Source organism: Streptomyces sp. NPDC030296 (genome assembly GCF_055572815.1).
Genome location: NZ_JBVICQ010000004.1, coordinates 718675 through 730249, shown reverse-complemented (window position 1 = coordinate 730249; position 11575 = coordinate 718675). Strand labels below are relative to the sequence as shown.

At 71.9% G+C, this 11575-nt stretch carries 8 protein-coding genes and 1 pseudogene; 6 read left to right on the top strand and 3 right to left on the bottom strand.

The genetic code is table 11. From position 1 onward, the window contains the following. Positions 1-16: 16 nt before the first annotated feature. Together ACZ4Z3_RS15140 and ACZ4Z3_RS15135 are read left to right on the top strand one after the other, a co-directional pair. Entirely contained in the window at positions 17-448 is a 432-nt protein-coding gene (locus ACZ4Z3_RS15140) for a hypothetical protein (RefSeq protein ID WP_468501360.1), read from the top strand. Between the two features lie 87 nt (positions 449-535). Continuing rightward, the gene (locus tag ACZ4Z3_RS15135) at positions 536-1222 is read left to right on the top strand and encodes a DUF6766 family protein (RefSeq protein ID WP_468501359.1); all 687 of its coding nucleotides are present in this window, start codon (positions 536-538) and stop codon (positions 1220-1222) included. A gap of 42 nt (positions 1223-1264) precedes the next feature. Here ACZ4Z3_RS15135 and ACZ4Z3_RS15130 read toward each other — a convergent pair whose 3' ends face one another. Further along, complete coding sequence (locus ACZ4Z3_RS15130; RefSeq protein ID WP_468501457.1) at positions 1265-3142, bottom strand: ABC transporter ATP-binding protein; 1878 nt, start codon at positions 3140-3142, stop codon at positions 1265-1267. A 149-nt stretch (positions 3143-3291) separates the two neighbouring features. Here ACZ4Z3_RS15130 and ACZ4Z3_RS15125 point away from each other — a divergent pair, with 149 nt between their 5' ends. The 3 genes from ACZ4Z3_RS15125 (at position 3292) to ACZ4Z3_RS15115 (ending at position 8217) form a co-directional block, all read left to right on the top strand. Then, positions 3292-4272 (top strand): lysylphosphatidylglycerol synthase transmembrane domain-containing protein, encoded by a 981-nt coding sequence (locus tag ACZ4Z3_RS15125; protein WP_468501358.1) that lies wholly within the window; start codon positions 3292-3294, stop codon positions 4270-4272. Positions 4273-4598: 326 nt separating this feature from the next. Continuing rightward, positions 4599-5696 (top strand): mechanosensitive ion channel family protein, encoded by a 1098-nt coding sequence (locus ACZ4Z3_RS15120; protein ID WP_468501357.1) that lies wholly within the window; start codon positions 4599-4601, stop codon positions 5694-5696. Between the two features lie 301 nt (positions 5697-5997). Next, positions 5998-8217, top strand: a complete 2220-nt coding sequence (locus tag ACZ4Z3_RS15115; protein ID WP_468501356.1) for an NADP-dependent isocitrate dehydrogenase — start codon at positions 5998-6000, stop codon at positions 8215-8217. A gap of 232 nt (positions 8218-8449) precedes the next feature. Here the strand turns inward: ACZ4Z3_RS15115 and ACZ4Z3_RS15110 are convergent, their stop codons facing one another. Together ACZ4Z3_RS15110 and ACZ4Z3_RS15105 are read right to left on the bottom strand one after the other, a co-directional pair. After that, the gene (locus ACZ4Z3_RS15110; RefSeq protein WP_468501355.1) at positions 8450-9433 is read right to left on the bottom strand and encodes an aldo/keto reductase; all 984 of its coding nucleotides are present in this window, start codon (positions 9431-9433) and stop codon (positions 8450-8452) included. 272 nt (positions 9434-9705) lie between these two features. Continuing rightward, positions 9706-10833: a hypothetical protein gene (locus ACZ4Z3_RS15105; RefSeq protein ID WP_468501354.1), complete on the bottom strand. Its 1128-nt coding sequence runs from the start codon at positions 10831-10833 to the stop codon at positions 9706-9708. Positions 10834-10877: 44 nt separating this feature from the next. On the opposite strand from ACZ4Z3_RS15105, the pseudogene ACZ4Z3_RS15100 reads away from it, so the two are divergent. Then, positions 10878-11203: pseudogene (locus ACZ4Z3_RS15100) on the top strand (MDR family NADP-dependent oxidoreductase); the annotation flags it as partial. Between the last annotated feature and the right edge of the window lie 372 nt (positions 11204-11575).

Below are 11575 nucleotides of genomic sequence, written 5' to 3'. Positions count from 1 at the left end.
CGAACGGGAGGCGGCAATGCCCTGGCGGCGGTGGCGGACGGTGGTGGTGAGGGGGGCCGTGCTGGTGCCCCTCGTGCTGACCACCGGCTGTGGTTCGGTGGACGAGCGGCGTACGGCCGCCCTGGACGCGGCCCTCGACTTCGAACGCGCCGTGAGCGCGCGGGACGGCACGGCCCTGTGCGGGGTGCTGGCGCCGGCCGTCCGTGAGGAGGTCGAGCAGTCCGCCGGTGCGGCGTGCGAGGAGGGCGTCCTGGAGGAGGACATGCCGTCCGTCGAGGGAGCCGGTGGGCGGGGCGCGGGCGTCGACGTGTACGGGCGGCAGGCCCGCGTGGAGTTACCGGGGGACACCCTGTTCCTGTCGCGGTTCTCCGGTGGCTGGAAGGTCGTGGCCGCCGGTTGCACGCCGCGTCCGCAGCGGCCCTACCAGTGCCTTCTGAAGGGCGGGTGAGGGTCCGGTGCGCACCATGTTCGTGCTGTGCCTGCTGGTGATCGCCACCGGTCTGGCCTACTGCGTCACGCTGGGGGTGCTGCACCGGTGAGCGGATCCGTGCGGCGGTTCCTGCGCGACAACGGGCTGGGGCTGACCTTCCTGACGCTGTTCGCCTTCGCCGTGGTCGGGCAGGCGTTCGCCGGTCACGCCGACTTCGACAACCAGCTCGCGGCGGAGGACCTCCAGGAGATCTCCCTCGGCGAGTACGTGACGTCCTCGGACTTCGCCGTCGACCTCATGGAGAACTGGCAGTCCGAGTACCTGCAGTTCTTCCTGTTCCTCTTCCTCACGGTGTGGCTGGTCCAGCGCGGTTCGCCGGAGTCCAAGAGCCTGGACAGGATCGGTGTGGAGTCGGACGAGGAGCAGCGGGTGGGGCCGCACGCCGGGCCCGAGTCACCGCGGTGGGCCGCGGCCGGGGGTGTGCGCCTCAAGCTCTACGCCAGTTCGCTGGGGTACGTCATGGGGGCGATCTTCGTGCTGTCCTGGCTCGCCCAGTCGATCGCGGGCGTGGCCGCGTACAACGAGGAGCAGCTGCGGCGGCTCCAGGCGCCCCTGACGTGGGGTCAGTACGTCCTCGCGGCCGACTTCTGGAACCGTACGCTGCAGAACTGGCAGTCGGAGTTCCTCGCCATCGCCTCCATGGCGATCCTCTCGATCTATCTGCGCCAGCGCGGTTCCCCGGAGTCGAAGCCGGTCGGTTCCGCCCACACCTCGACCGGCGTGGAGGGCTGAGCCCCGGACCGGTCGGGGGCCGGCCCGGGGCTCACGGGGCTTTCAGGCGACCGTCACCGGCCGCTTGTCCTTCGTGAACTGCGTGCGGTACAGCTGCGCGTACCGGCCGTCCGCCGCGAGGAGTTCCTCGTGGGTGCCGCGTTCCACGATCCGGCCGGCCTCGACGACGAGGATCTGGTCGGCGGCGCGTACGGTCGACAGGCGGTGGGCGATGACCACGGCGGTGCGGCCCTCCAGCGCCTCCGTGAGGGCCTCCTGGACGGCGGCCTCGGAGGTGTTGTCGAGGTGGGCGGTGGCTTCGTCGAGGATGACGACGCGCTGGCGGGCCAGCAGCAGCCGGGCGATGGTCATGCGCTGGCGTTCGCCGCCGGAGAGCCGGTAGCCGCGTTCGCCGACCACGGTGTCGAGGCCGTCGGGCAGGGACCGTACGAGGTCGTCGAGGCGGGAGCGGCGCAGGACCTCCCACAGGTCGTCGTCGGTGGCACCGGGGCGGGCGAGCAGCAGGTTGGCGCGGACGGTGTCGTGGAAGAGGTGCCCGTCCTGGGTGACCATGCCGACGGTGCCGCGCAGCGACTCGGCGCTCAGGTCCCGTACGTCGACGCCGCCGATGCGGACGGTGCCGGCGTCGGTGTCGTACAGGCGGGGCAGGAGCTGGGCGACGGTCGACTTGCCGGCGCCGGAGGAGCCGACGAGGGCGATCGTGCGGCCTGGTTCGGCGCGGAAGGAGATCCCGTGCAGGACCTCGCTGCCGCCCCGGGTGTCGAGTGCGGCCACCTCCTCCAGGGAGGCGAGGGAGACCTTGTCGGCGGACGGGTAGCCGAAGCGGACGTCCTCGAACTCCACGGACACGGGTCCCTCGGGCACCTCGCGGGCGTCGGGTTTCTCGGCGATCAGCGGTTTCAGGTCGAGCACCTCGAAGACCCGCTCGAAGCTGACGAGGGCGCTCATGATCTCGACGCGGGCGCCTGCGAGGGCGGTCAGCGGGGCGTAGAGGCGGGTCAGCAGGAGGGCGAGGGAGACGATCGCGCCCGCTTCGAGGGTGCCGCGCAGCGCGAACCAGCCGCCGAGGCCGTACACCAGGGCGAGCGCCAGGGCGGAGACGAGGGTGAGGGCGGTGATGAACACCGACTGCGCCATCGCCGTGCGGACGCCGATGTCGCGCACGCGGCGGGCCCGTTCGGCGAACTCCGCGGACTCGTCGGCCGGGCGTCCGAAGAGTTTGACGAGGGTGGCACCGGGCGCCGAGAAGCGTTCGGTCATCCGGGTGCCCATGGCCGCGTTGAGGTCGGCGGCCTCCCGCTGGAGCCGGGCCATCCGGGTGCCCGTACGGCGGGCGGGGATCACGAACACCGGCAGCAGGACCAGTGACAGCAGGGTGATCTGCCAGGAGAGGGTGAGCATCACGGTGAGGGTGAGGACCAGGGTGACCAGGTTGCCGACCACCCCGGACAGGGTGTTGCTGAACGCCCGTTGGGCGCCGATGACGTCGTTGTTGAGACGACTGACGAGCGCTCCCGTACGAGTACGTGTGAAGAACGCGACCGGCATGCGCTGCACATGATCGAAGACGGCGGTCCGCAGATCGAGGATGAGTCCCTCGCCGAGCTTCGCCGACAGCCATCGGCCCAGCAGCCCGAGGGCCGCCTCGGCGACCGCGATGAGGGCGATGAGCACGGCAAGGCGGACGACGAGCGCCTCGTCCCCGTCCGACACGATCACGTCTACGACGTTCCCCGCGAGCACCGGTGTCGCGACGGCGAGAAGGGCGGTCACCACACTGACCGCGACGAACCACGCGATACGGCGACGATGTGGACGGGCGAAGGCCCCGACGCGCCGTAGCGTCGTCCGGGCGAAGGGGCGGCTCGGCCGCCGGGCGTTCGACATGCCCTGCAGCTGGCTCCAGGCGGTCATCTCCATACTCATGGGAAGGACGCTAGAACCTCAACCAATCTTGAGGTCAACTGGTTCTCCGGGAGTACCCGCGTGCGGTGAAGTCCCGCGCCGGTCACCGCCCGTCCGTGCGCCCGCAACCCGGCGTTGGGGCGTGGCGGAAAACCTCTCCCGGTGTGACAGCGAAACGGCACCCAGAGGGGCTCCCCAGGCGTGTCCCCGTCCGCCGGATCCTCCCGGTCCGCCGGATCCTGTGCCTGCTCCCCCTCGCCCTGGTCCTGGTCCTCGCCGTGCGCCATCGTTCCGTCCTCGTCGAGGGGTTCGGGCAGTTGGCGACCGCGCGGTGGCCCTGGCTGGCGGCGGCGGTCTGCGCGACCTGCCTGACCTGGGTGGCGGCGGCCGTGACCCGGCAGGGCGCCCTGGTCGAGCGACTGCCCGCCCGGCGGTTGCTGGCCACCCAGTTCGCGGCCGGCGCGGCGAACCATCTGCTGCCCAGCGGCCTCGGGGCGAGCGCGGTGAACCTGCGGTTCATGACGGTGTGCGGGGTGCCGCCGGCCCGTTCGTCGGCGGCGCTCGCCCTGTATCTGCTGGCCGAGTCCGTCGCCCGGCTAGGGCTGCTGCTGGCCCTGCTGCTGGCGTTCCCGGGCGCGCTGCGCCTCGGCCCGCTCCTCCCGGAGGGGTCGACCGCTCCCCTGCTGGCCGCCCTCGCCGGAGTGGTCTGCGCGGCAGCGCTCGGCCTGCTGCTCGTACGGCGACTGCGCACGGCCGTGTCCGGTTTCGTGCGCACCGCGTTGAGCGAGGCCCGCTCGGTGCACACACGGCCGGTCCGGGTGCTCGCCCTGTGGGGCGGTTCGCTGGCCTTCCCCGCGCTCCAGGCGGCCGGACTGGCCGCCGTCGGGCTGGCGTTGGGCCTGCGGATACCCGTGCTCCACATGGCGGTCGCGTACCTCGCGGCCACCGTCGCGGTCGCCCTGGTCCCGACACCGGGCGGCCTCGGGTCCGTGGACGCGGCGCTCGTGGTCGCCCTGATCGCGGTGGGCGCCCCGGCCGCCGTGGCCACGGCGGTGGTGCTGGCGTACCGGGTCATCACGCTCTGGCTGCCGCTGCTGCCGGGGGCGTTGACGCTGGGGGCGCTGGTGCGGCTGAAGGTGCTCTGAGCGGGCACGGCCGCCACACTGTGACTCTGCAGCGCTGTGACTCTGCAGCGCTGTGACTCTGTGGCGCTGTGACCCTGTGGCGCGTATCAGACATTCCGCCGCGTTCGACGGGTCGTCAATGGCCGATCCACGCAGGTCCGGTGCCGATCAGCAGGGCGAGTGCGGCAGGATGAGCGGTCGCGCCCGGCGTCGCACACGCGTCCGGGCAAGCGTGATCGTGCATTCCGGATTCGAGCAGGTGGCAAGGTGACGACACATCACATACGGTCCGCGGGACATGACATACGGCCCGTCGACCGCTCCCCCCGCCCCACGGGAGGCGACCGATGACCCGGACCCTCACCGTCGACGACTGCCTCGTGGCCGGAATCATCCTGGTCGCGGGCCTGGCGGCCGCGTTCCTGCTGCGCCTGCTGCTGCGCTGGCTCGGCGGACACGCGACGAAGACCCGCTGGAGCGGTGACGACGTCATCGTCGACGCGCTGCGCTCCCTCGTCCCCTGGGGCGCGTTCGTCGGCGGCGCGGCGGCCGCGGCCGCGGCGCTGCCGCTCACGCGGACGGTCCACCACAACGTGAACCAGTCGCTGACCGTGCTGCTGATCCTGGTCGCGACGATCACCGCGGCCCGGGTGATCGCCGGTCTGGTCCGTACGGTGACCCAGTCGCGGGCCGGGGTCGCCGGCTCGGTGACCATCTTCGTGAACATCACCCGGGTCGCGGTCCTCGCGCTCGGCTGCCTGGTGATCCTGCAGACCCTGGGCATCCCGGTCGCGCCGCTGGTCACCGCCCTCGGCGTCGGCGGCCTCGCGGTGGCGCTGGCCCTTCAGGACACGCTGGCCAACCTCTTCGCGGGCATCCACATCCTCGCGTCGAAGACGGTCCAGCCGGGCGACTACATCCGGCTGAGCAGCGGCGAGGAGGGTTATGTCGTCGACATCAACTGGCGACAGACGACGATCAAGTCGCTCTCCAACAACCTGGTGATCATCCCGAACGGGCAGCTCGCCGGCACGAACATGACCAACTACAACCAGCCCGAGCAGGAGATGACCCTGCTCGTGCAGGTGGGCGTCGCCTACGACAGCGACCTGGAGCACGTGGAGCGGGTCACCAACGAGGTCATCGCCGAGACCATGAAGGATGTCGAGGGCGCCAAGCCGGATCATGAGCCGGCCGTGCGCTTCCACACGTTCGGCGACTCTCGGATCGGCATGACCGTGATCCTCGGGGTCGGGGAGTTCAGCGACCAGTACCGGATCAAGCACGAGTTCATCAAGCGCCTGCACCGGCGCTACCGGGCCGAGGGCATCCACATCCCGGCACCCCGCCGGACGGTCACGCTCCAGCCGGGTGCGGGTGCGGGTGCGGGTCTCGAGATCCCGCACCAGCGCGAGGGGTCGATCGACTCCGTCGAGTCGCGGTAGGGATTGCCGCGGGGAGCGTACGTGCGGGTGAGCGGGGGTTTGTCGCGCAGTTCCCCGCGCCCCTGAAAAGCGCCCGGGGCTGCGGCCCCGTGCTTTTCAACGGCCACACCTGATGAAGGGCGGGCCGCAGGCCCGACCCTTCAGGGGCGCGGGGAACTACGCGAGAAACCACGAACCACCCGCACCCGCCTACACACCCCACGGCCCCACCCCCGAACGCGCCCGGCCCCCTGCGCCATCGCGTCCCGGCACGAGATATCTTGATGTCGAGCAATGTTGCAGACGTGGAGCGGAGCACCCGGTGACTGACTCGACCATCATCTACACACACACTGACGAGGCCCCGGCCCTGGCGACGTATTCGTTCCTGCCGGTGATCAAGGCGTACGCCTCGCAGGCCGGTGTCTCCGTCGAGACCCGTGACATCTCGCTGGCCGGGCGCATCATCGCCGTCTTCCCGGAGTACCTCCAGGAGGGTCAGCGCATCCCGGACGCCCTCTCCGAGCTGGGCGAGCTGGCCAAGACCCCCGCGGCGAACATCATCAAGCTGCCGAACATCTCGGCGTCGATCCCGCAGCTGAAGGCCGCGGTCGCCGAGCTGCAGAGCCAGGGCTACGCGCTTCCGGACTACCCGGACGACCCGAAGACCGACGAGGAGCGCGAGATCCGCGCCCGCTACGACAAGGTCAAGGGTTCCGCCGTGAACCCGGTCCTGCGTGAGGGCAACTCCGACCGCCGCGCCCCCGCCTCCGTCAAGAACTACGCCAAGACCCACCCGCACCGCATGGGCGCCTGGACCTCCGAGTCCAAGACCAACGTGGCGACGATGGGCGAGAACGACTTCCGCTCCACCGAGAAGTCCGTGGTGATCGCCGAGGACGGCGCGCTGAGGATCGAGCTGGTCGGCGACGACGGCACCACCACCGTGCTGCGCGAGTCCGTACCGGTCCTCGCGGGCGAGGTCGTCGACGCCTCCGTGATGCGGGTCGCCGCGCTGCGCGAGTTTCTCACCGCCCAGGTCGCCAGGGCGAAGGCTGAGGGCGTGCTGTTCTCCGTGCACCTGAAGGCCACGATGATGAAGGTCTCCGACCCGATCGTCTTCGGTCACGTGGTGCGCGCCTTCTTCCCGAAGACGTTCGCGCAGTACGGCGAGGCGCTGGCCGCGGCCGGCCTCTCCCCGAACGACGGCCTGGGCGGGATCTTCAAGGGTCTGGAGGCTCTGCCGGAGGGCGCCGAGATCAAGGCGTCCTTCGACGCCGAGCTCGCCGAGGGCCCGGAGCTGGCGATGGTCGACTCCGACAAGGGCATCACCAACCTGCACGTGCCGTCCGACGTCATCGTCGACGCCTCGATGCCGGCCATGATCCGCACCTCCGGCCACATGTGGGGCCCCGACGGCCAGGAGGCCGACACCCTCGCGGTGCTCCCGGACTCCTCGTACGCCGGTGTCTACCAGGCCGTGATCGACGACTGCCGCGCCCACGGCGCCTACGACCCGTCGACGATGGGCTCCGTCCCGAACGTCGGTCTGATGGCGCAGAAGGCCGAGGAGTACGGCTCCCACGACAAGACCTTCGAGATCGCGACCACGGGCACGGTCCGTCTGGTCGACGGCAACGGCGTCGCCGTCATCGAGCAGAGCGTCTCCGCCGGTGACATCTTCCGCGCCTGCCAGACCAAGGACGCCCCGATCAAGGACTGGGTGAAGCTGGCCGTCACCCGCGCCCGCGCCACCGGTGACCCGGCGGTGTTCTGGCTGGACGAGACCCGCGCCCACGACGCCAACCTGATCGCCAAGGTCAACACCTACCTGGCGGACCACGACACCGAGGGTCTGGACATCCGGATCCTCGCCCCCGTCGAGGCGACCAAGCTGTCGGTGGAGCGCATCCGCCGCGGCGAGAACACCATCTCCGTCACCGGCAACGTCCTGCGCGACTACCTCACCGACCTGTTCCCGATCCTGGAGCTGGGCACCAGCGCCAAGATGCTGTCGGTCGTCCCGCTGATGGCGGGCGGCGGCCTGTTCGAGACGGGCGCCGGCGGCTCCGCCCCGAAGCACGTCCAGCAGCTGGTCAAGGAGAACTACCTGCGTTGGGACTCCCTCGGCGAGTTCTTCGCCCTGGTCCCGTCGCTGGAGCAGTACGCCGAGGCCACCGGCAACACCCGCGCCAAGGTGCTGGCCGACACCCTGGACCGCGCGACGGCGACCTTCCTCAACGAGGACAAGTCCCCCTCGCGTCGCCTCGGCGGCATCGACAACCGCGGCAGCCACTTCTTCCTGTCCCTGTACTGGGCGCAGGAGCTGGCCGCGCAGACCGACGACGCCGACCTGGCGAAGGCGTTCGCCCCGCTCGCCGAGACGCTCTCCGCGAACGAGCAGAAGATCGTCGACGAGCTGATCGCCGTCCAGGGCCGGCCGGCCGAGATCGGCGGCTACTACCAGCCCGACCCGGCCAAGGCCGCCGCGGTCATGCGCCCCTCGGCCACGTGGAACGAGGCCCTGGCGAACTTCGCCTGACGCCCCGCTCGGTCCGGCCGACCTGACGGCACCCCGGCTCGCCCGTGGTCCCCGGGTCGGCCCCCCGTGAGGCCACACTCCGCCGCCCCGGCCGGGTTCCTTCCCGGCCGGGGCGGCGTGCTGTCAGCGCCTGGAGGCCGAAGGCCCGCTCCGCCGCGAACGCCGCCCGGCCGGCGAGTGTTCCGTCGCCGTGGACATCGGCGCGCACGGTCATCGCGTGCCGCGCGCCGGTTCAGTGCGCCGCGTCGAGCCGGTGTCGCTGTTCGGCGGTCAGGTCCAGGTCCACGGCGGCGAGGTTCTCCTCCAGCTGGGCCACCGAGGAGACCCCCGCGAGCGGCACGATCGGGAGCGGGCCGCCCAGCTGCCAGGCCAGCACGACCTGGTTGACGGTCGCCCCGGTCTCCCGCGCCACCTCCCGCAGCGCCTTCATCCGGGCCGGCGTGCCCGGGTGGTCGTACTCGCGCTGAAGCTTCTCGGGGCGTACGTAGCCGCCGGTGAGCAGCGGCGAGTACGCGACGAGGGTGAGGTCCGGCTCGGCCTCCAGGTAGCTCAGCAGTTCGGCGGTGGCCGCGCCGAGTGTGCCGTGCGCCCAGAGGGCGTTGGGAACGTCGGTCCGCGGCCGCAGATAGCTGTGGTGGTACTGGAGCACCTCGTAGCCCGGCAGTCCCGCCGCGGCGGCGAGGGCGCGGGCCCGCTCCACGCGCCACATGGCGTGGTTGCTCACGCCGAGCAGCCCGACCGTGCCCTCGGCGACGAGTTCCCCGAACGCCTCGACGGTCTCCCCCGGCGGAACCGTGCGGTCCTCGATGTGCGCGTAGAGCAGGTCGAGCCGCTCCACCCCCAGGCGTTCCCGGCTGCGTTCAGCCGACTCCCGGATCACCTTCGCCGACAGTCCCTCGGCGTTGTCGACGTAACTGGTGCCGGGGGCGAGGGGCCGGGCGCCGAGCTTGGTGGCGATGACGATCTCTGCGCCTGTCCCCCGGCTGCGGCGCCACCGTCCGAGCAGTTCCTCGCTCTGGCCGCCCTGGCCGCCGTCGATCCAGAAGGCGTAGTTGTCGGACGTGTCGATGAAGTTGCCGCCGGCTTCGACGTAGCGGTCGAGCACGGCGAACGACGTCTTCTCGTCCGTCCGTGAACCGAAGAGCATCGCGCCGAGCGACAGCACGCTCACCTCACGACGGGTCTTCGGGTCGCTGCCGATCGTGCGGTATTTCATACCGATACCTCCCGTTCAGCCCGTTCGGCCCGTTCGTGGGGCCTCGGGAGGGAGTCTTCAGGTTGGAGCGCGCGCTAAGTCAAGCGTGCGCGACAGCCAGGCGCGCGGGCGGGGCCGGGCGCGCGGGCGGGCCGGGCCGGAGGCGGGGCCGGGCCGGAGGTGGGGCGAGCGGCTAGCGGCTAGCGGGGCACCTGCGCTGAGGTCGGGGCCGTGGGGGGCGAGGCCGGCCAGGACCTGTCCGGCCGGCCCTGTCGGCCGCCTGCGGGCATGTCCTAGTCACCGTGCGAGCGGTTCAGGCGGTCGACGGCTCGGGCGGTGTCGCGGGCCTCCCGCTCGGCCTCGGCCAGGGCGGCGGCGGCCGTCCGCCGCCTCTCCTCGGCCTGTCGCTGCTCCCGTTCGGCACGGTCGAGGTCCTCTTCGGCACGGCCCGCGTGCTCCTCGGCGCGACCGACCTGCTCCTGGGCTCGGCGGGCCTGCTCCTGGGCTCGTTCGAGGGCTTCCCGTGCCTTGCGGAGCTGCTGCTCGGCGGCGGACACCTGGCGCCGCGCCCGGTCGCGGTGGTCGCGGGTCCGCCGTAGCGACGCGTCGGCGTCCTCCGCCTCCGCGCGCCGGTCGCCGAGCCGCCGTTCGGCGGCCTCGGCATCCTCCCGGGCCTGAGCGAGCCGCTGTTCCCGCTCCAGCCGCAGTTGCCGTTCACGGCGGCGCTCGGCGAGCTCGTCCTTCCCCTCGCGGCCGCGCGTCGATGCCGCCGGCGGCTCGGCGGGGGTGGACCGCTTCCCCTTCGCGGGGGCCGGTCGCTTCGCCGTCGCACGGGTGGGCCGCTTCGCCGTCGTGGGGGCCGTGGCGGATGGTCCGGTGCCGGAGGAGAAGGTCGACGGCGGGGCAAGGGCTGTTTCCAGCCGACCTCCGGACCAGCGTCGGGCGGCGTCCGCGTCGGCCAGCACGGCGCGCAGCGTGGACTCGACCTCCTGCAGCACCGAGCCGGACAGCGGCTGCCCGGCCGTCCGGGCGAGCCCCGCGGCCTCCCGGGACAGGGCGGCGACGACACGGCGCCGCTGGTCGGACAGCTCCTTGAGACCGCCGGGGTCCAGCGTGCGGTACGCCTCGCGCAGCGACTCCCCCAGCTCGAGGAACTGCCGGCTCTCCTCCGGACGGGAGCGCAGCAGCAGATTGGCCGCCCACGCCGCCAGGGTGGGCCGACGCGCGCTCCGGATGACCCGCGCGTCGTCGCCGCGACCGGACGTCCTGGCGGCCGCCGCCCATACCTCCCGGCGGCCGACGAAGTCCGACGGCGGGGTCACGTACAGCTCGTCGAGCACCGTCTCGACGTCGGGGCCGTCCGGCCGGTCGGGCCCGTCGGACCCTTCGGCCGCCCGGCGCCTCACCCGATTGCCTGACATGATCCCCAGCCTGCACCGGACCGTACGACCTCGCACATCGCGTGACGCCGATCGGCCACCACATGGGCGCGGACTCGATCATGGAGGTGCTGGAGGCGGGGCCGGAGGCCGCGTTGAAAGTCGGTGACCTGGCGCAGGGCTTCGGCGCCCGGGGCAGCCAAGTGGCCCACATCGTCCACCGCGCTCGGCGTGATGGGCGCGCCGGGGATGACCGCGTGGGGCACCCTCACCCGGTTCATGACCGTACGCCCGGGCGACACGGTGGTGGTCGGCGGCGCGTCCGGCTCGGCCGGCACGCTGGTGGGCCCGTTGGCCCACCAGCCGGGCGCCGCCCGGGTGGTGGGCACCACCGCCTCACCGGGCAAGGTCGAGTACCTGCGCGGCTCGGCTTCGACGAGGTGGTGCTGTACGCAGGCCGACGACGCGCAGAAGGTACAGGTTTCCGTGTGCTGGCAGTGGGCCACCACGGTGAACGGCGAACTGACCAGGCCGCGGCTGCTGCCCGTACATCATGTTCCCGCGCACCTCGATCCGCGGCATCCTCGCCCGGGAATGGTTCCACGAGCCGCTGCGGACGCGGATGCACCAGGAGGTGGGGGGTCTCGTCCGCGCCGGTGAGATCCGGTACCACCAGACCGTCCACCAGGGCTTCGACGCGATCCCGCACGCGTACCGCAGCCTCTGCGTGAACCGGGAGGGGAACCGGGCAAGGTGCTGGTCGAGGTCTGGCCGAGCCCGCGGG

Coding starts and splice junctions, on each gene's coding strand:
- ACZ4Z3_RS15140 (WP_468501360.1), top strand. CDS start 17: ATGCCCTGGCGGCGGTGGCGGACGGTGGTGGTGAGGGGGGCCGTGCTG.
- ACZ4Z3_RS15130 (WP_468501457.1), bottom strand. CDS start 3,142: ATGGAGATGACCGCCTGGAGCCAGCTGCAGGGCATGTCGAACGCCCGG.
- ACZ4Z3_RS15120 (WP_468501357.1), top strand. CDS start 4,599: ATGACCCGGACCCTCACCGTCGACGACTGCCTCGTGGCCGGAATCATC.
- ACZ4Z3_RS15110 (WP_468501355.1), bottom strand. CDS start 9,433: ATGAAATACCGCACGATCGGCAGCGACCCGAAGACCCGTCGTGAGGTG.
- ACZ4Z3_RS15105 (WP_468501354.1), bottom strand. CDS start 10,833: ATGTCAGGCAATCGGGTGAGGCGCCGGGCGGCCGAAGGGTCCGACGGG.